Source organism: Dactylosporangium sp. NPDC005572, assembly GCF_040605515.1.
Taxonomy (GTDB): Bacteria; Actinomycetota; Actinomycetes; order Mycobacteriales; family Micromonosporaceae; genus Dactylosporangium.
Window position 1 is genome coordinate 36,368 of record NZ_JBEXCY010000049.1, and the last position, 18,781, is coordinate 55,148.

Annotated in this window: 15 protein-coding genes; 5 read left to right on the forward strand and 10 right to left on the reverse strand. The window is 73.1% G+C overall.

Annotated features, from left to right (window positions below):
* Positions 1-44: 44 nt before the first annotated feature.
* From ABZS66_RS23855 to ABZS66_RS23865, 3 genes are read right to left on the reverse strand one after another with little or no spacing between them, the layout of a single operon-like run.
* Entirely contained in the window at positions 45-884 is an 840-nt protein-coding gene (locus ABZS66_RS23855) for a carbohydrate ABC transporter permease (RefSeq protein ID WP_354761092.1), read from the reverse strand.
* A 1-nt stretch (position 885) separates the two neighbouring features.
* Complete coding sequence (locus ABZS66_RS23860; protein WP_354761094.1) at positions 886-1,866, reverse strand: sugar ABC transporter permease; 981 nt, start codon at positions 1,864-1,866, stop codon at positions 886-888.
* Positions 1,863-3,176 carry an extracellular solute-binding protein gene (locus tag ABZS66_RS23865; protein WP_354761096.1) on the reverse strand — a complete coding sequence of 438 codons (1,314 nt, stop codon included), beginning with the start codon at positions 3,174-3,176 and terminating at the stop codon, positions 1,863-1,865. Before ABZS66_RS23865 ends, ABZS66_RS23860 begins: the two co-directional genes overlap by 4 nt.
* Before the next feature lie 118 nt (positions 3,177-3,294).
* On the opposite strand from ABZS66_RS23865, the gene ABZS66_RS23870 reads away from it, so the two are divergent.
* Complete coding sequence (locus ABZS66_RS23870; RefSeq protein ID WP_354761098.1) at positions 3,295-4,311, forward strand: LacI family DNA-binding transcriptional regulator; 1,017 nt, start codon at positions 3,295-3,297, stop codon at positions 4,309-4,311.
* On the forward strand, positions 4,308-6,644 hold the full coding sequence (locus ABZS66_RS23875; protein ID WP_354761100.1) for a glycoside hydrolase family 3 N-terminal domain-containing protein: 2,337 nt from the start codon (positions 4,308-4,310) through the stop codon (positions 6,642-6,644). The genes ABZS66_RS23870 and ABZS66_RS23875 overlap by 4 nt, the downstream gene beginning before the upstream one ends.
* A 132-nt stretch (positions 6,645-6,776) precedes the next feature.
* On the opposite strand, the gene ABZS66_RS23880 is transcribed toward ABZS66_RS23875, so the two are convergent.
* Entirely contained in the window at positions 6,777-8,075 is a 1,299-nt protein-coding gene (locus tag ABZS66_RS23880) for a PHB depolymerase family esterase (RefSeq protein WP_354761102.1), read from the reverse strand.
* Between the two features lie 205 nt (positions 8,076-8,280).
* Between ABZS66_RS23880 and ABZS66_RS23885 the strand changes: the two genes are divergently transcribed.
* Together ABZS66_RS23885 and ABZS66_RS23890 are read left to right on the forward strand one after the other, a co-directional pair.
* Entirely contained in the window at positions 8,281-10,002 is a 1,722-nt protein-coding gene (locus ABZS66_RS23885) for a condensation domain-containing protein (protein ID WP_354761103.1), read from the forward strand.
* A 64-nt stretch (positions 10,003-10,066) separates the two neighbouring features.
* A complete protein-coding gene (locus ABZS66_RS23890) occupies positions 10,067-10,948 on the forward strand; it encodes an expansin EXLX1 family cellulose-binding protein (protein WP_354761105.1) in 882 nt (293 codons plus the stop codon).
* Between the two features lie 35 nt (positions 10,949-10,983).
* Here the strand turns inward: ABZS66_RS23890 and ABZS66_RS23895 are convergent, their stop codons facing one another.
* Entirely contained in the window at positions 10,984-11,418 is a 435-nt protein-coding gene (locus ABZS66_RS23895) for a VOC family protein (protein WP_354761107.1), read from the reverse strand.
* Positions 11,419-11,558: 140 nt separating this feature from the next.
* Between ABZS66_RS23895 and ABZS66_RS23900 the strand changes: the two genes are divergently transcribed.
* On the forward strand, positions 11,559-12,326 hold the full coding sequence (locus ABZS66_RS23900; protein ID WP_354761109.1) for a metallophosphoesterase family protein: 768 nt from the start codon (positions 11,559-11,561) through the stop codon (positions 12,324-12,326).
* A 47-nt stretch (positions 12,327-12,373) separates the two neighbouring features.
* On the opposite strand, the gene ABZS66_RS23905 is transcribed toward ABZS66_RS23900, so the two are convergent.
* The 5 genes from ABZS66_RS23905 to ABZS66_RS23925 all read right to left on the reverse strand — a co-directional run bounded on the left by ABZS66_RS23905 (position 12,374) and on the right by ABZS66_RS23925 (position 18,739).
* Positions 12,374-13,447 (reverse strand): class I SAM-dependent methyltransferase, encoded by a 1,074-nt coding sequence (locus ABZS66_RS23905; RefSeq protein ID WP_354761111.1) that lies wholly within the window; start codon positions 13,445-13,447, stop codon positions 12,374-12,376.
* Positions 13,434-16,262 (reverse strand): BTAD domain-containing putative transcriptional regulator, encoded by a 2,829-nt coding sequence (locus tag ABZS66_RS23910; RefSeq protein ID WP_354761113.1) that lies wholly within the window; start codon positions 16,260-16,262, stop codon positions 13,434-13,436. The genes ABZS66_RS23905 and ABZS66_RS23910 overlap by 14 nt, the downstream gene beginning before the upstream one ends.
* Before the next feature lie 11 nt (positions 16,263-16,273).
* Entirely contained in the window at positions 16,274-17,266 is a 993-nt protein-coding gene (locus tag ABZS66_RS23915) for an LD-carboxypeptidase (RefSeq protein ID WP_354761131.1), read from the reverse strand.
* A 100-nt stretch (positions 17,267-17,366) separates the two neighbouring features.
* A complete protein-coding gene (locus ABZS66_RS23920; protein WP_354761115.1) occupies positions 17,367-18,122 on the reverse strand; it encodes a hypothetical protein in 756 nt (251 codons plus the stop codon).
* Complete coding sequence (locus ABZS66_RS23925) at positions 18,122-18,739, reverse strand: SigE family RNA polymerase sigma factor (protein WP_354761117.1); 618 nt, start codon at positions 18,737-18,739, stop codon at positions 18,122-18,124. The genes ABZS66_RS23920 and ABZS66_RS23925 overlap by 1 nt, the downstream gene beginning before the upstream one ends.
* Positions 18,740-18,781: the final 42 nt, after the last annotated feature.

The window sequence follows — 18,781 nt, forward strand, 5'->3', positions numbered from 1 at the left end:
CGGGCCGCCGATGCCCGGTCCCCGGAGCCTGTGCGGGGTCCTGCTCAGCCCTTGACGGAGCCGGTCAGGCCACCCACGATGTGGCGCTCGGCGAAGACGAAGAAGCCGATCGCCGGGATCATCGAGGCCGCCGTGTAGGCGAGGATCTTCGCCGTGTCCTGGGAGAACTGGCTCTGGAACGCCGCCACGCCCAGCGGGAGCGTGAAGTTGTCCGGGTTGCTCAGCACCAGCAGCGGCAGCAGGTAGGCGTTCCAGCTCGTCACGAACGCCAGGATGCCCACCGTCGTCAGCGCCGGGCGGCTCAGCGGGATCAGGATCCGCCAGAAGAACCCCAGGCGGCTCGCCCCGTCCATCGCCGCCGCGTCCTCCAGCTCGCCCGGGATGGCGGCCATGAACGGGCGGAGGATGACGATCGTGATCGGCAGCGCGAACGCGGCCTGCGGCAGCGCCACGCCCAGCGAGGTCTCCAGCAGGCCGAGCTCCCGCAGCAACAGGTAGAGCGGGAGCGCGGCCGCGGTCACCGGGAACAGCAGGCCGATCGTGAAGAGGGTGTAGAGGCCCTCGCGGCCCTTGAAGCTGTACCGCGACAGCGCGAACGCCGCCATCGAGCCCACCACGAGCGTCAGGCCGGTCGCGATGACCGCGATGACGGCGCTGTTGCCCATCGCGTTCCAGAACACCTCGGACGTGAACACGTCCGTGAAGTTCGACAGCACCCACGGGTCGGGCCAGCCGGCCGGGGCGTTGTTGATCTGCGCGTTGGTCCGGAACCCGCCGAGGATCGTGAACAGCAGCGGGATGACCGTCACGCCGACGACGAGGATCACCGTGAGGTACGTGAACGGGGTGCCGAGCGTCAGTGCGGCGGCGCGTCTCTTGGGCATGTCACCCCACCATCCGGGTCAGCGCGCCGTCGGTGTCGCGGCGCAGCGCGAAGCGCTGATAGATCAGCGCGAAGATGAAGCACACGACGAAGAGGACGACCGCGACGGCGCTGCCGAAGCCGAACTCGTACCGGTTGAAGCCGTGGTCGAGCAGGTAGGTGGCCATGGTCGCCGAGGCGCTGGCCGGCCCGCCGAGCGTCATGATCCACACGATGTCGAAGAGCTGGAGCGACCCGATGATGGACAGGAAGATCCAGATCCGGATCGTCGGGCCGAGCAGCGGCAGCACGATGCTGCGCGTGGTCTGCCAGGCGGAGGCGCCGTCGGTGGCGGCGGCCTCCCGCAGCTCGGCCGGGATGCTCTGCAGGCCGGCGAGCAGCAGGATGATGCCGAAGCCGATGTACTTCCAGGTGATCACGACGAACAGCGTGTAGAGCACGAGGTCCCCGTCGGCGAGCCACTCCTGGATCAGCCCGCCCAGTCCCACGGCTTTGAACGCCTGGTCGACGAAGCCGCCCGGCTGCAGCATCAGCAGCCACACCACCGCGGTCACCGCCTCGGACAGCACGTACGGCATGAAGACGACCAGCCGCAGCACCGCCCGCCCGCGGATCTTCCGGTTGAGCAGCAGGGCCAGCCCGATCGACAGCGGCAGCTGCACGGCGACCGACAAAGCCGCGATGATGATGTTGTGCCACAGCGCGCTGCGGAAGACCTCGTCCTCCAGCACCCGCCGGTAGTTGCCGAAGCCGTACGGCGTGCGCGGGCTGAAGCCCGTCCACTTGTAGAAGCTGTAGTAGATCGCCACCGCGATCGGCAGCAGCACGAACCCGACGAAGAGCACCAGCGCCGGGGTCAGCAGCAGCGCCAGCTCCAGGCGCTTGCCGCTGCGGCGCGGACCGCGGGCCGGCCGCGAGACCTCGCGGCCGGCCGTGGTGTCGTCGGGGCCCGCCGAGACGGCGGGGTCACCCACTCTGGTCATTTGTTCGCTACGGCCTTGTTGAACGCGTCGACGATCCCCTGCGGGCTGCCCTTGCCGGCGAAGAAGTCGGCGATGGCGTCGTTGAGGGCCTGACCGACGCTGGTGGGCAGGGCCTGGTCGAAGTACACCTGGATGTAGGGCGCCTTGTTGAGGGCCTCCTGCACCGTCTTGAGCGACGGGTCCTGGATCGCGGAGATGGCGGCCGGGTTCGCCGGCAGCGTCGCCGTGTTCGTCGTGACCAGCTTCGTCTGCACCTCGGTGCTGGCGATGTACTTCAGGAAGTCGGCACAGGCCGCCCCGCCCTTGACGCTGCAGGAGAAGCCGTCGCCGCCGCCGAGCGCGGTGCCCGCGGTGCCCTTGCCGCCCTCGACCTCGGGGAACGGGAACCAGCTGAGCTTCTTGGCGAAGTCCTTGTCCTCGGTGAGCGGGATCATCGTGGGCAGTTCCCAGTCACCCTGCAGCTCCATCGCGGCCTTGCCGTTGGCGACCAGTCCGGCCGAGCTGCCGGCACCCTGCTGGGCGGGGGTGCCGAGGAAGGCGTCCTGGAACGGCTTGGTGTCGATGAACTTCTTCAGGTCCTCGCCGGCCTTCACGAAGCACGCGTCGTCCATCTTCAGGCTCTTGACGGTGTTCTTGAGGACGTCGAGCGAGCACTCGCGGATCGCGAAGTACGACCACCAGAACGCGTCCGGCCACTTGTCCTTGCCGCCGAGGGAGATCGGGGTGATGCCCTTGGCCTTGAGCTTGGTGACCGCGTCGTTGAGCTCGGTCATCGTCTTCGGCGGGGCGGAGATGCCGGCCTGCTCGAAGAGGTCCTTGCGGTACCAGAACCCGACGACGTGCAGGTCGTAGGGGATGCCGTACTGCTTGCCGTCGACCGCCCAGCCCTGGGCGGACGCACCCATGGAGCTGATCCAGTCCTTGGTGTCGGCGCTCATGTCGTAGAGCTTGCCCGACTCGACCTGCGTGGCCAGGGCGCCGCCGCCCCACTGCTGGAAGATGTTCGGCGGGGTCGGCGACTGCAGCGCCACCGAGATCTTCGTCTTCAGGGCCTCGTTCTGCGTCGGCTCCACCTGGAACTTCACGTTCGGGTGGGCCTTGGTGTACTCGTCTGCGATGGACTGCCAGACGCTCTTGCCGGGGTCCTGGGCGCCGTTGTGCCACCAGGTCAGGGTGACGGGCGCGTTCGGGTCACTGGAACTGGGTTCGTCGTCGCCGCATGCGGTGAGGGAGGGCAGCGCCATCGTCAATGCGATGGCGATCGTTGCCAGCCTCCGTGGGGTGCTCAGGCGGACGTTCAAAGTGATCATCTCCTGACGGGGGCGGGGCGAGCTATGCGCTCGGCCCTCGATGCCGCCAGAGTCTCCGCCTTAGTTACAACTCTTGTCAATCGTTGTTGATAACGTTATCGGAAGCTATTGTGCCCTCGTGAAACCCAGTTCCCGCGTCACCATCCGGGACGTCGCGGTCGCCGCCGGCGTCTCGGTCGCCACGGTGTCCAAGGTGCTCAACGCCCGTTACGGCGTGTCCGCGACCACCAGCGCCCACGTGCAGAGCGTCATCCGCGAGCTGGGCTACGAGGCCAGCCTCGTCGCGCAGAGCCTGCGAAACCACCGCACGAACGTCATCGGCATCCTGGTCGCCGACCTGGAGCCGTTCAGCACCGAGCTGCTCAAGGGCGCGGCGAAGGCGATCAAGGGCACCGGCTACGAGCTCGTCGTGTACTCGGCGGGCGGCCGGTCCAGCGACCACGCGGGCTGGGAACAGCGCTACCTCTCCCGGCTGTCGGGCACCCTCATCGACGGCGCCGTCCTGGTCACCCCGACGGTCGTCGACGTCGACTACGGCACCGCCGTCGTCGCCGTCGACCCGCACGCCGGCCCGAGCGGGATGCCCACGGTCGACTCCGACAACCTGCTCGGCGCGCGGCTGGGCACCCAGCACCTGCTCGACCTCGGGCACCGGCGCATCGCGATGCTCAGCGGCCGGCCCGACCTGGAGTCGGCGAAGCTGCGCGAGCAGGGCTACACCGACGCGCTGCGCGCGGCCGGGGTACCCGTCGACCCGGCCCTCATCCAGGTCGGCAACTACGACCCGGACGCCTCCGCGGAAGCCGCCCGGCGGCTGCTCGACGGACCCGACCGGCCCACCGCGATCTTCGCGGCCAACGACATCTCGGCCATCGCGGCGATCGAGGTCGCGAACGGCATGGGCCTGCGGGTCCCGGAGGACCTGTCGGTGGTCGGGTTCGACAACGTCCCTGAGGCGGCCCTCGCCACGCCGGCCCTCACGACCGTCGAGCAGCCCATCCACGAGATGGGCCACCGCGCCATCGACCTGCTCATCCAGCTGATGCGCGGCGAGCCGGTCGAGCAGACGCACGTCCGCCTCACCACGAGCCTCGTGGTGCGGCAGTCCACCAGGGCAATTGGAGCAAACGCGTGACACTTGACAGCGGCGTCGCCGCCGGGACCTGGCGGGACGCGTCGGCGCCCGTCGCGGTGCGGGTGGCGGACCTCATGGCCCGGATGACGCTGCGCGAGAAGGTGGCGCAGATGTACGGGATCTGGCTGAACATCGACGAGACCGCGGGGGAGGTCGCGCCGCACCAGCACGACCAGGCCGCCGAGCCGGTCGACTGGCCGGAGCTCATCCGCGACGGCCTCGGCCAGGTCACGCGGACCTACGGCACGATCCCGATCGCGCCCGCCGACGGCGCCGCCCGGGTCGCCCGCCTCCAGCGCGAGATCGTCGCCGCCGGCCGCTTCGGCATCCCGGCGGTCATGCACGAGGAGGTCCTCACCGGCCTCGCGGCCTGGCAGGCCACCATCTACCCCGGCCCGCTGTCCTGGGGCGCCAGCTTCGACCCGGCGCTCGTCGAGGAGATGGGCGCCCGGATCGGCGCGACCATGCGCCGCCTCGGCATCCACCAGGGCCTCGCGCCGGTCCTCGACGTCGCCCGCGACCTGCGCTGGGGCCGGGTCGAGGAGACCATCGGCGAGGACCCGCACCTGGTCGGCACGATCGGCAGCGCGTACGTGCGGGGAATGCAGTCCGCCGGGGTCGTCGCCACGCTCAAGCACTTCGCCGGGTACTCCGCCTCGCGCGCCGGGCGCAACCTCGCGCCCGTCTCCATCGGCCCGCGCGAGCTCACCGACGTGCTGCTGCCGCCGTTCGAGATGGCGCTGCGGGCCGGCGCCCGCTCGGTGATGAACAGCTACACCGACAACGACGGCGTCCCCGTCGCCGCCGACCGGACCGTCCTCACCGGACTGCTCCGCGACGAGCTCGGCTTCGGCGGTACCGTCGTCTCGGACTACTTCTCGATCGCGTTCCTGCAGACCCTGCACGGCGTCGCCGGCAGCCGCGCCGACGCCGGTGCCCAGGCCGTGCTCGCCGGCATCGACGTCGAGCTGCCCGGGCTCAACTGCTACGGCGCGCCCCTGCTGGAGGCGGTCGAGGCCGGCGACGTCGACGAGGCCCTCGTCGACCGGGCGGTGGCCCGCATCCTGACCCAGAAGTGCGAGCTCGGCCTGCTCGACCAGGACTGGCGGCCCGAGCCGCCGGTCCTGGACACCGGCGACTTCGACGTCGACGACCCGGCCTCGCGCGACCTCGCCCGGCGCCTCGCCGAGCGCGCTGTGGTCCTGCTGCGCAACGAGCCGGTCGGTGACGCGCCGGTGCTGCCGCTGCGCCCCGGCGCCCGGCTCGCCGTCGTCGGCCCCGGCGCCGCGGACGCCGGGATGCACCTGGGCTGCTACTCGTTCCCGCGGCACGTGCTCGTCCACCACCCCGGCGTGCCGGCCGGCGTCGACCTGCCGTCCATCGTGGACAGCCTGCGCGACGGCCACGACGTCATCCACGCGCTGGGCTGCCCGGTGCTGGGCGGCGACGACGCCGGCATCGCCGCCGCGGTCACCGCTGCCGCCTCCGCGGACGTGTGCGTGGCGGTCCTCGGCGACCTGGCCGGCCTGTTCGGCACCGGTACCTCGGGCGAGGGCTGCGACGCCGCCGACCTGCGCCTGCCGGGCCGCCAGGAGGAGCTCCTCGAGGCGCTGCTCGGCACCGGCACGCCGGTCGTGCTCGTGCTGCTGGCCGGCCGGCCCTACGAGCTGTCCCGGCAGGTCGACCGGCTCGCCGCGGTCGTCTGCGCGTTCTTCCCCGGCGAGGAGGGCGGCACCGCCGTCGCCGGCGTGCTCACCGGCCGGGTCAACCCGTCCGGCCGGCTGCCGGTCAGCTTCCCGGCGGCGGGCGCCAGCCAGCCGTCGACGTACCTGGCCGCGCCCCTCGCCCGCCGCAGCGAAGTGAGCACGGTCGACCCGACGCCGGTGTTCCCGTTCGGCCACGGCCTGTCGTACGCGAGCGCCGAGTGGGGCGAGGTCGTCCTCGACGCGCCCGGCGGCTGGCCGACCGACGGCGCCGTCGAGCTGACGGTCCCGCTGTGGAACCCGACCGACCGCGAGACGAGCACGGTGGTCCAGGTGTACCTCCACGACCCGGTCGCCGAGGTCGCCCGCCCGGTGGTGCAGCTGCTGGCCGCGCCGCGGGTCGACCTGGCCCCGGGCGAGCGCCGGACGGTCGTGGTCGGCCTGCACGCCGACCTGCTGTCCTACCCGGGCCGCTCCGGCCACCGCCTGGTCGAGCCGGGCGAGGTCGAGCTGCGCATCGGCGCGTCGAGCGCCGACGTCCACGCGACGCTGAAGGTGGACGTGGTGGGCCCCCGCCGCAAGGTAGGCGCCGACCGCCACCTGACCCCGGAGATCACGCTGATCGGTTAGCCCACCCCACCCCACCGCCCACGCGATCTTGGAGCCGCGGTCCCGTCTTTACTGCGATATTTCCGGTAAATCGGGCGCCGCAACTCCAAGATCGCGCGGGCGGGTCCGCGCGTGGCGGGCGCCGCCAGGGGGTCAGGTGGCGGTGCAGGTCGGGGTCAGCGTGCCTGCCGTGCCGGTCGACTGGAAGCCGAACTCGGTGACCTGGCCCGCGTTGATCTTTCCGTTGTAGGACACGTTCGTGAACGTGACCGCGCCGGTGCTTGCGCTGCGGTTGGTGTTCCAGGCGTTGCTGATGGTCGCGCCGGACGGCAGGGTCAGCCGCACCGACCATGAGTTCGTGCCGGACGTACCGGCGGTGACCCGGACCGTGGCGACGAACCCGCCCTGCCACTGGTTGATCGAGACGGTGGCGGTGCAGCCGGCGGTGCCGGGGTTCGGGTTGGACGGCGAGGGCGACGAGGGGGTCGACGGCGACGGCGACGAGGAGGACGGCGGGGGCGAGGTCGGGCCGCTACCGGTCAGGCCGAAGAACGCGATCGCCATCGCGGCCTGCCCGGCGAGCGGCAGCGAGTGCCCGACGCCCGCGATGCTGATCGCCTCGACCGGCGCCTGCGCGCTCGCGTTGCCGTAGCGGGTGCGGGTCCAGTTCGCCTGCGGCGAGTCGGTGGACACCGGTGTCTGGCCGACGCCGAGCACGTTGGTCCACTGCTCGATCTCCTCGTTGAAGTTCGGGTAGGCGAGCGTCGTGTCCGTCGTGCCGTGCCACACCTGCATCCGCGGGCGCGCACCGGTGTAGCCCGGGTACGCCGCCCGGACCAGGTCGCCCCACTGCTGCGGGGTCATGTTGCGCTGGCCGCTGGAGCACTGGCTGTTCCACGACGAGCCGTCGGTGGTGGCGAAGCAGCCGAACGGCACCCCCATGAACGCGGCGCCGGCCTTGAACACGTCGGGGTAGTCGCCGAGCAGCACGTTCGTCATCATGCCGCCGGACGACGCGCCGGTGACGTACACCCGGTTCGGGTCGGCGTTGTTGTTCTGCAGGACGTAGTTGACCATCGACATGATCCCGACCGGGTCGCTGCCGCCGCCGCGGCGCAGTGCCTGCGGGGAGGAGACGTCGAAGCAGCTCCCGCTGCGGGTCGCCGACGGGTAGACGACGATGAACCCGTAGCGGTCCGCGAGCGAGGCGAACTCGGTGCCCGAGTAGAACGCCGGGCCCGAGCCGGTGCAGTAGTGCACGGCCACCACGACGGCCGGCCGGGCGGCCACGGTGTTCGGCACGTAGAGGTGCATCCGCAGGCCGGAGGGGTTGGTGCCGAAGTTGGTGACCTCGGTCAGGGTCGCGGCCTGCGCCGGTGACGCGAGCAGGGTGATGCCGGTGACGGCCAGCACGAGGGCGGCCAGCCCGGCGAGGAGGCGGTTGCGGTTCATGCCCAACACCTTGGCCCGACCGCAATGGACATTGATGAGTTTCGAAAACTTCACGTACTCTGAGCTGGGTTTTCGAACGGAAATCGTGAAACTTTCAATTACTGTCGGGAAATGTCTCATTTTCGCAAAGCACCAGCCGGGTGGCCAATTCGGGGTGGCCTGAACGGTGATGACAGCCGTCCATGGCAGCCAGCATGATCGATGCGTGCCGGTCCCGTCACCTACCGAGCAGCCCCTCGTCCCGCTGACCCGCCTGGTCTCCGTCCCCGTGCGGTTCCAGGGCTGGCGGGCCGCGACCGGTCCGCTGACCGTCGGTCAGCTCAACATCGCCCGGTGGCTGGCCGACGCGCCGCACGCCCCGGCCGCGCTGCTCGACCAGGTCTTCGGCATCCCGCCCGGGACCCGGGTCGCCGACGTCGCCGAGTGCTTCGGCGTGCTGCTGTGCCGCCACGAGGGCCTGCGCAGCCGGTACGTGCCGGGGGAGCCGGGCGAGCAGCGCGTGCTCACCGCCGGCGAGCTGCAGATGGCCGTCTACGAGGCCGGCGACGGCGAGCCCGCCGAGCGCGTCGCCGCCCGGATCGTCGAGCTGACCCGCGCCGAGCCGCTCGACGTGAAGGTGGACCCGCCGGTGCGCCTGGCCGTCGCGATCCGCCACGGCATCGTGCTGACGGCGGTCGCCGTCTACTCGCACCTGGCCGTCGACTTCCAGGCCCTGGTGGTGCTCGACCACGAGTTCGCCGAGATGATCCGCGAGCCGAAGGCCCGGGTCCTCGGCGAGGCCCGCCAGCAGCCGCTCGACCGGGCCACCGTGGAGCGCCAGCCGGGCAAGCGGCGCCGCCTCGACCAGGCGCTGCGGTACTGGAGCCGCCATCTCGCCGCCGCGCCGGTCCACCTCTACGCGAAGCCGCGGGTGCACCACGCCACCGGCTCGGGCGCCTGCGGCATGACGTCGGAGAGGGCCGCCCGAGCCCTCGACCGGATCGCCGCGCGCACCCAGGTCAGCCGGCCCACCATCGTGCTCGCGGCGCTGAGCGTCCTGCTGTCGCACCGCACCGGCTACGGCACCTGCCAGTTCGTCATGCTGTCGGCGAACCGCTTCGAGTCGAGCCTCCAGCGGTACGTCGGCACGCTCGCCCAGTCGACCTACGTCTCCGTCGAGGTCGGCGACGCCGGCTTCGACGAGCTCGTGCGCCGCTGCTTCGGCGCCGTCCTGCAGGCCGGCCTGCACGGGGCGTACGACGTGTACCGCCAGCACGACCACGCCGCCTGGGTCGCGACCGAGCGGGGCGTCGCGCCGTCGTTCGAGCCGCTGTTCAACAGCGTCGTCGTCGACACGCGCGGCTTCGATCCCGTGCCGTACTCCGGTACCGCTGCCGAAACCCACCTGGAGTGGGCCGACCTCCCGCCGACCGACATCCTGCTCCGCTTCGACCTCGGCCGGGTCGAGGGCGCGCTGGTCGCCCGCGTGTGGAGCGGCGACACCGGCCGGGTCACCCCCGACGAGGCCCGCGACCTGCTGCTGGCCCTGGAGCGCCTGCTGGTCGCGGCCGCGGACGGCGACCTCGGCCACGATGCCGCGGTGACGGTCACCGGCCTGGCGCCGATCGAGCGCCCGCCGGGATGGCTGCTCGTCGACAACTGCTGGGTCGACCTGGCCGACATCCAGTGCCTGCTCGACGAGGCGCTCGCCCCGGCCGTCTCCCGCGTCTTCGCCGACGCGGCCGGCGACCCGCTCGTCGCCTACGTCGCCGGCGACGTGTCGACCCCGGCCGAGGTGCACCGCCGCTGCCTCGCCCGCCTGCCCGGCCGGCACGCGGCGATGACGCCCCGGCGGTACGTCATCTGCCAGCGCGCCCCGGAGAATGTGGCGAGCCTGGAGGCGTGGCGCGACCAGCCGATCCTGGCGTCGGGCACCGGCCGCAAGTAAGGCGAGTCTTAAGCGTTGCTTTGGTCGGCGTGCGCTGCCCGCCGTCTTCGTTACGATCCGGCCCGTGCTGGACTCTGTGGAACCCACGCCCTGGTGGCGACTGCGGCGCACCTGGCTGATCGCCGGCGCGGGCGCCGTGGTGGCCGCGACGGCAACCGTCGCGCTGGTCGCGCAGTCCTCGGGTGCCGCGTGCGCGGCCGCGGCGGCGACGACGGGCCAGGCCACCTACTACGCGGCCGACGGCGGCGGCAACTGCTCGTTCGACCAGGTGTCCAACCCCCTCGTCGTCGCGCTGGGCAACGCGGAGTACAAGGCCGGCGCCGCCTGCGGCGGTTACCTGGACGTGAAGGGCCCGAAGGGCACGGTGCGGGTCAAGGTCACCGACCGCTGCCCGGAGTGCCCGGCCGGCCACATCGACCTGAGCAAGCAGGCGTTCGCCAAGATCGGCGACGTGAGCGCGGGCGTGATCAAGGTGACGTACACCCCGGTCACGAGCGCCTCGGTACCCGGCCCGATGTCGGTCCGCGTGAAGGAGGGCTCGTCCCGCTACTGGCTGGCGCTGCGGCTGGACAACGTGGGCAACCCGACGTCCACTGTGGAGCTCCAGCAGTCCGGCGCCTGGAAGGCGCTGACCCACACGGAGTACAACTACTGGATCGCCCAGAACGGCGCCGGCCCCGGCCCGTTCACGGTCCGCGTCACCGATTCGGCCGGCCGCCGCACGACGCTGACGGGCGTCACCCTGACCCCGGGCACGGTCCAGCGCCCGGGCGCCACGGGCGGCGGCACGGTGGCCCCGAAGACCACGGCGGCCTCCCCGAAGCCGGCCGCATCGTCGGCGGCCCCGCCGTCCACTGCCCCATCGACCCTGGTCGCCGACTCACCGGCGGCCGAGTCACCGGCCACGGACACCCCATCGGCGGCGTTCGCCGGCTCCCGCTGCTGACGCCGGTCGCGCCGCGGTGCGACGTTCGCGGCCGCTCAGTCGAGACAGAACTCGTTGCCCTCGACGTCCTGCATCACCAGGCACGACTCGTTGAACTCGTCGGCAACCAGGAGCCGCACGCGTGCCGCGCCGAGCGCGACCAGCCGTGCGCACTCGGCCTCGAGCGCGGCCACCCGCTCCGCACCGACCAGCCCGGTGCCGACCCGCACGTCGAGATGCACCCGGTTCTTGACGACCTTGCCTTCGGGAACGCGCTGGAAGTACAGCCGCGGACCCACCCCCGAGGGATCACCGCACGCGAACGACGCACCCTGACGCTCCGCCGGCAGCGTGCGATCGTAGTCGCCCCAGGTGGCGAACCCCTCCGGTGGCGGCGGCACGACGTACCCCAGCACCTCGCACCAGAACCGAGCGACACGCTCCGGCTCCGCACAGTCGAAGGTGACCTGGACCTGCTTGACCGACGCCATCGGTACACCATAAAGGCGTGATCTTCCGCCGCCTCCACGGGCCCGCCCCTGGCCAGGCCCGACGGTGACCGCGGCGGCTGTTCGCCGGCAGCGCAGCCGGCGGGGCTGCGGGGGCCGCGTGCGTGGCGGAGGCTGGGAGGATGCGAGTTGCGGTGCTTGCCGACATCCATGGAAACCTCCCGGCCCTCGAAGCCGTCCTCCGTGAGGTCGAGGACAGCGGGGTGGACCACGTCGTGCTGCTGGGCGACATCGCCGGTGGGCCGATGCCCGCGCAGACCCTCGACCTCCTGGCTTCCCTCGGAGACAAGGCGATCTGGATCCACGGCAACGGTGAGCGGGAACTCCTTGCCGGGCTCGACGGCGAGGTGCTGCCCGGGCCGGCCGGCGACACCGTGGCGGCGTGTGTCCCGCTGCTCGACCAGCGGCACCGCGACCTGATGACCGCCCTGCCGATGACCGTCACGCTCGACATCGACGGTCTGGGGCCCGCCCTGTTCTGTCATGCCACGCCCCGGCGGGACGACGAGTTCGTCCTCGTCGACTCGCCGATCGCGCGCTGGGAGCAGGTGCTGCGGGGCGTGACCGAGCAGGTCGTCGTCTGCGGGCACACCCACATGCCGTTCGATCGTCTGGTCGACCGGCGCCGGGTGGTCAACCCGGGCAGCGTCGGCATGGCATACGGGCCTCCCGGTGCCTACTGGGCCGTCCTCGGACCGGCCGTCGAGCTGCGGCGGACGGCGTACGACGTCCATGCCGCCGCGCAGCGGATCGTCGACAGTGGTTATCCGGATGCCGCCGGCTGGGCCGAGGCGTACGTCCTGCGGCCCTACGGTGACGTGGCAGCGCTCGAGGCGTTCACGGCGATCGTCGCCGCGGAGACGGACGCCCCGGCGGCGCACCGGCCCTGACGCATCGCTGCTGATGCGGCACGGCCGGTGCGACGCACCGGGCGAGGTCAGCGGGTCGCGGCGAGGACCAGGTTGAAGCCCGTGTCCGCGGCCACCCGCGCGTCCGCGAAGCCGGCCTCCTCCAGCAGGCGCACGCGGTGGGCCGGGCCGCCGGCCGTGCCCAGGCCGTACGCGCCGGGCTGGGCGAGGGAGTTCGGCGTGCAGAGGGACACCGACGAGCCGTACGCGAGCACCAGCTGCGGGTTCCCGATCCCGTCCTCCAGGCGGTCGACCGACCACGGCTCGACCGCCACCAGGATGCCGCCGGGGCGCAGCAGCGAACGGGCGTGCACCAGCGCCGCGAGCGGGTCGCCCAGGTCGTGCAGGGCGTCGAAGAAGAACACCACGTCGTACGCGCCGAGCGTGCCGGCGGCGGTCGCGTCGCCGACCTGGAAGGTCACGTTCGGCGGGTTGCCGGCCTCGACGGCGCGGGCGCGGGCCGTGACGACCGACGGGGCGTGGAAGTCGAAGCCGTCGAAGCTCGACGCCGGCCACGCCTGGGCCATGAGCAGCGTCGCCGCGCCGTGGCCGCAGCCGATGTCGGCGACCCGGGCGCCGGCCTCCAGCAGCGCGGTCAGGCCGTCGACCGCCGGGACCCAGACCTGGGCGAGCTGGTGGCGGTACGCCGTGTGGAAGAACCGCTCGATGCCGTGGTGCACCGAGTGCGGGTACTCGCCGTAGCCGATGCCGCCGTCGCCGCGCATCGCGGCCTCCAGGCGGTCGAGGATGAGGAACTGCCCGGCCACGATCTCGGCGGCGCCGACCAGGTAGGCCGGCGACTCGGGGACCGAGAGCACCATCGCGTGCTCGGCCGGCAGCTCGTAGGTGCCGGCTGCCGGGTCGTACCGGACGTACGACGCGACCGCCTGCACGGCGAGCCACTCGCGGACGAGCCGCGGGTTGAGGCCGGTCTGCGCGGCCAGCTTGTCGGCGGTGACCGGGCCGGCGGCGGCGAGCGCGCGGTACAGCCCGAGGCGGTCGCCCGCCACCACCATCGAGGTCGTGGCGGCGCCGGCCAGGTCCTGCTGCAGGCGGCCGGCGAAGGCCTGGACCGCCTCGAGGTCAAGGTCAGGAGTTGTCATGCGGCAAGCCTGCGGCGCCGCGCCTGCCGGTCGCTGACTGCGCGCTTGCCGCCGCCAGCACGTCCAGGGCAAGCGCGACCGCCTCCGTGCGCGGCAGCGGCGCCCGCGGCGCCTGCTCGCCGATCGCCGACCAGAGTTCCTCCTGGTGCAGGCGCTCCGGTGGCAGTACCGCCGGCGCCAAAGGATCGACGTCGGCCGAAGCCAGGAGGCGGGCCGCGCTCGCCGCGTCGCCGAGGTCGAGCAGCAGCTCGGCGGTGAGCCGCAGCAGCACCCACAGCTGCGGCCACATCCCGGTCTGCCGCAGGCTCTCCAGGGTGTCGCGGCAGGCGAGCACCGCGTCGTCCGTGCGGCGCAGCCGGATGAGCACCGCCGCCCGGCCGATCGCCGCGATCTCCTGGGTGTACCGGTGGCCGTGGCCCTCCGCGCGCCGGGTGGCCCTGGCGAACCACTCCAGCGCGGTCTGCGGGTCGGTCGCGGCGGCCAGCTCGCCGTGCGTGTAGGCGACGAACCCGTCGAGCGCACCGACCCGGTCGACGAGCGCCGCGTGGGCGGCCAGCCGGGCCTGCGCCGCGGCCGGGTCGCCGTTGTACAGGTGGGTCAGCGCCCCGCAGCAGACCGCGTTGGCCGCGGCGACCTCCGGCAGGTGCGGCTCGGTGAGCAGCGCGTCGACGTCGCGCTGCACGGCCTCGGACGCGCCGTCGAACATGTGGGTGACCATCAGGAAGTACCCCGCCACCCAGCGCAGCGGCTCGTCCGCCGGCAGCCCGCCGAGCGCGCCGGCGAGCAGCCCCTCGGCCCGGGTGCCGTCGCCCTGCAGCCAGGTCGCGGCGCCGGCCGCGGCCAGGCACCGCGCCCGGTCCCCGGCCGGCACGTCGTCGGGGACCATGGCGAGCCGGTCGAGCTGCGCGAGGAGCCCCAGGTCGGGGTGGTTCATCATGGCGTACGCCGTGGGCAGCCCGATCCGGCCGGCCTGCGCCCACCGCCCCGTGTCGACGAGGAACGCGAGCGCCTCGCGCAGGTTCGCGAGGTCGGCCCGGAGCGCCGGCGCGGCGAGCGGCGACCGGCCCGCCTGCAGCTCGTAGCAGTGGGCGGCGTGCGCGGTCATCCAGGACGCGTGCATCACGCGGGCCGCATCGGGGTCGGGCAGGTGCCCCAGCCCGACGCGACGCATGGTCTCCAGCAGCCGGTACCGCCGGGTGCCGTCCGGCTGCGGCAGCGCGACGACGAGCGACGCCTCCACGAGGTCGGCCAGCAGCGGCTCGGGATGCTCGACGAAGTGCCCGGCGGCGTCGAGCGGGAAGCCGTGGCACACCGACAGCCGGTCGAAGAGCGTCCGGGCGGCCGGGTCGAGCAGGTGGTACGACCACTCCACGGTCGCCGTGACGGCCGTGGCCCGGTCGCCGTCGCGCACCGGTTCGAGCACGTCGAGCCCGGCCGCCAGCCGCTCGCGCAGCTGCCGCAGCCCGAACACCGCCTCGCGGCTGGCCGCCAGCTCGACGGCGAGCGGCAGCCCGTCGAGCGACCGGCAGATCTCCCGGACGTCGGGGGTGGGCGTGAAGTCGGCCCGCAGCAGCGCCGCCCGGTCGCAGAACAGCGTCACCTGGTCGTCGTCGGCGAGCGGCCCGAGCCGCAGCACCTTCTCGCCGGGCAGGCCGAGCCGCTGCCGGGAGGTGGCCAGCACCCGCAGCGACCGGCACCGGGCCAGGAGCGTCTTCGTGAGCTCGTGCGCGGGGCCCCTGACGTGCTCGCAGTTGTCGAGCACGAGGAGCGCCGGCCGTCCCGTGAGGCGGTCGGCGATGTTCCCGACGAGGGCGTCGGGCCCGGCCGGCGCCCGGAGCCCGACCGCGGTCGCCACCGCCGCCGGCACGTCCTCGGCCCGGCCGACCAGGTGCAGCTCGACGAGGTGGACCTCGGTCCCGGCGCCGATCCGGTCGAGCAGCTCGAGCGACAGCCGGGTCTTGCCGACCCCGCCGGGCCCGGTGAGTGTGACGAGCCGGTGCCCGCCGAGGGCGTCCTCCGCGGCGGCCAGCTCGGCGTCCCGCCCGACGAACCGGTTCTCGGGCGCGTGCCTGCGGGCGCCGTCGCCGGGCGGCTCGGCGCTCAGCAGCCGGGCGGTCGTCTCGGCCACCGCCGGCCCGGGGTCGAGGCCGTGCTCGTCCGCGAGCCGGCGCCGGTACGCGGCGAGCCGCTCCAGGCCCTCCGCGGTCCGCCCGGCCCGGTGCAGCGCCGTCGCGAGCAGCACGTGCACGTCCTCCAGCAGCGGCTCCGCGGCGGCCGCGGCCTCCAGATCAGGGAGCACCCACTGGGCATCACCTGCGGCCAGTCGCGCGGTCAGCCACTCCACCCTGATCCGCCGCCGCAGCGCCGCGATCCGCGCCAGGTCGGGCTCGAACCGGCTGTGGTCGGGCAGGTCGGCGAGCGGCTCGCCGCGCCACAGCTCCAGCACCGTCCCGAACGCCTTGGCGGCGGCGTCCGGCGGGAGCTCGCGGGCCTGCGCGGCAAGCTGCTCGGCCCGGTCGGTGTCGACCTCGACGTCGCCCGCCAGCCGGTACCCGCCCGGCTCCAGCGCGATCCGCCCGGCTCCGAGCACCTGCCGCAGCCGCGAGACATACGCCTGGAGGTTGCCGGTGGCGTTGCGCGGCGGCCCGTCCGGCCACAGGGTGTCCACGAGACTGCCGGGCGAGACGGTGTACCCCGGAGCGAGCGCGAGGCGGGCCAGCACCACTCGCTGCGGTACCCCGCTGAGGACGGCCTCCCGCCCGTCGACCCGCACGGCGACGGGCCCGAGCACGCCCACCTCCACCCGCTCACCCATGCGCGCCATTGTCACCCGTAGTCGGCGAAGACCCGGCGCTGTTTCCCGTCGACCGTGACGCTGCCGCCGTGCGGCAGGATCCACTGCGGCCGGGTGTGCCCGAACGGCAGCCCGGCACAGACCACGGCCTCCGGGTTGTACCGCCCGACGATCTCGACCACGACGTCCCGCTGCGCCGCCCGCAGCCGCGCCCGCTCACCGGCGTCCGGCCGCCGCGTGTGGTCGGAGACCGGCGGCCGCGCCACCAGCACCGCGCCGACGGCGGCGAGCAGCCCGCGCTCCCCGAGCGCCCGGACGATCCACCCCACCTCCCGCGCGGGCAGCAGCTTCTCCGACGTCTCGATGATGAGCACACCGCCGTCCAGCGCCCCCGGCGGGAACGGGAACCGCCCCGCGGTGAGGATCCACTGGATCACCTCGACGCACCCGCCCCAGGTCCTCCCGGTCACGACCCGCGCCGGCCCGTGCCAGCTCCACGGCTCGGTGGCCTCCCGCTCCCCGAAGCACTCGAGGGCCCGCGGGTCGGCCCAGTCGACCCCGATGTCCTCCGACTCACCGGGATCGGTGATCTCGACCCGCCCGCCGGTCAGCAGCGCGGCGCGCAGCGACCGGGCGTGGACGTCGTCGACCCGCGGCCCGGGCCCGAGGTGCACCTGCGACGAGCCGCCGTAGAAGCTCGCGATCCCGTTGCCCCAGAGCCAGTGGTGCAGGTTGGTGTTGTCGCTGGTACCGAGGAAGGGTTTGGGATCGGCCCGGGCGAGCTCGGCGTCGAGGTGCGGTACCACGGTGATCTGGTCGTCGCCCCCGGCAACGGCGAGCAGGCCGCGAATCCCCGGATCGGCGAAGGCGGCGTTGACGTCCGCGGCCCGCGCTTCGGCGGATGCCCCGACGAGCCGCGTGGTCGGATACTCGACCGGCAGCAGCCCGGTGACCTCGGCCAGCCGCCGCATGGCCTGCTCGTGCACGGCGGGAAACGCCCCCGCCACCGCGGCCGACGGTGCCAGGACGGCGATCCGGTCGCCGGCCCGGGCCTTGGGCGGCTGCACAACCTCACGTGTCACGCCCGGGATCCAACCACGCCCCGGCCGTCCGTGTCGGTCGTCGTCAGTCGTCGGGCTCCGCGGTGAACCACCAGTCACCGCTGACGTGGACCTGGAGCCGGGTGCCGATTGACATCTCCTCCCGTACCTCTGCCGGGGCGTCGGCCGGGGTGCCGGGAACGTAGGAGTAGTACCAGTTCCACCGCCAGGAGTCGTCGCGGAGATGGAACGAGGTGCCGGGGCCCCAGCCGCCCTTGTCGATCCGGTACACGTTCACGCCGGAGTGCTCGATCGCCTGGGATACCCGGGTGAACGCCGCATCGCTCTCGGCGTCGAACGACCGCCCGGGGTCGTCGGGGTTCGCGCACCCCGAGCCGCGGTCCAGGAACGCTCCGTGCGACCAGGTCAGCCCGCGGCAGGCCGGACGGTTCCACGCCCCCCGGTCGTTGCCGTACCCGGTGAGACCCAGGTTCTCGACCACCGGCAACACCTGACGGTCCAGCTCCGCGACGTCGTCGAGCATCCGCTGGCGCGGGTAGACGGGCGGCTCACCCTGGTCCGGGAGCGCGTTGATGTCGCGCCAGCCGGGTATGGCGAACGTGCCGAGGCCGGGCAGCTCGATCGGGCCGGCCGCGGTGAGCCCGACGAGCACGGCCAGCACCGCGGCCACGCTGCCGAGCACCCGCCGGCGCCGGCTGCGGCGCAGCGACCGCCGGGCGGCCGCGAGCGTACGCCCGGCGTCGGGACCGGCCTCCGGGTAGTCCGGGACGCCGGCCCGGAGGCGGGCGACGACGTCGTCGTCGCGCGGCTGGACGCTCATCACCGGTCCCCTTCCGCTTCCGATTCCGCTTCCGTGAAGATCTCGCGCAGCCGCGCGATGCCCCGCGCGTGGTGGGACTTGACCGTGCCGACCGAGATCTCCAGCTCCCGGGCGACCTCGGTCTCGGTGAGGTCGAGCAGATGGCGCAGCACCACGACCCGCCGCTGCGCGAGCGGCAGCCGGGCAAGAGCCTGGATCACGGCGTTGCGGGCGACCATGGCGGCTGTGGGGTCGGGCCCGGCCCGGTCGGGCAGGGCGGCCGGGTCGACGACGACCTCGCGCCGCGTGCGCCGCCACCCGTCGATCCGCAGGTTGACCAGCACCCGGCGCGCGTACGCCTGCGGGTCGGCCTCGCGCGCCACGCGCCAGGAGCGGTACGTGCGCTCGTAGGTGGCCTGGACCAGCTCCTCGGCCCGGACCCGGTCGCCGCACAGCAGTACGGCAGTGTGCAGCAGATAGCGGCCGGACACCCGCACGAACTCGAGGAACTCCTGGTCACGCCCGCCAACTGCCGCAACGGGCCGGCCGGTGGCCGCGGCCCCGTCGACCACCGTGGGCACCACGGAAGCGGGGCCCACGGCAGAGGGGTCGCTGTCCATGCTCACGTAAACCAACACGCAGCAGCGTCCCCGACGGTTGTCAACGGCCGCAGAGAATCA

Bases quoted from the DNA above. Each gene is read 5' to 3' on its own strand.
- ABZS66_RS23860 (WP_354761094.1), bottom strand. From the start codon at position 1,866: ATGACCAGAGTGGGTGACCCCGCCGTCTCGGCGGGCCCCGACGACACC.
- ABZS66_RS23900 (WP_354761109.1), top strand. From the start codon at position 11,559: ATGCGAGTTGCGGTGCTTGCCGACATCCATGGAAACCTCCCGGCCCTC.
- ABZS66_RS23880 (WP_354761102.1), bottom strand. From the start codon at position 8,075: ATGAACCGCAACCGCCTCCTCGCCGGGCTGGCCGCCCTCGTGCTGGCC.
- ABZS66_RS23895 (WP_354761107.1), bottom strand. From the start codon at position 11,418: ATGGCGTCGGTCAAGCAGGTCCAGGTCACCTTCGACTGTGCGGAGCCG.
- ABZS66_RS23865 (WP_354761096.1), bottom strand. From the start codon at position 3,176: ATGATCACTTTGAACGTCCGCCTGAGCACCCCACGGAGGCTGGCAACG.
- ABZS66_RS23910 (WP_354761113.1), bottom strand. From the start codon at position 16,262: ATGGGTGAGCGGGTGGAGGTGGGCGTGCTCGGGCCCGTCGCCGTGCGG.
- ABZS66_RS23920 (WP_354761115.1), bottom strand. From the start codon at position 18,122: ATGAGCGTCCAGCCGCGCGACGACGACGTCGTCGCCCGCCTCCGGGCC.
- ABZS66_RS23855 (WP_354761092.1), bottom strand. From the start codon at position 884: ATGCCCAAGAGACGCGCCGCCGCACTGACGCTCGGCACCCCGTTCACG.
- ABZS66_RS23905 (WP_354761111.1), bottom strand. From the start codon at position 13,447: ATGACAACTCCTGACCTTGACCTCGAGGCGGTCCAGGCCTTCGCCGGC.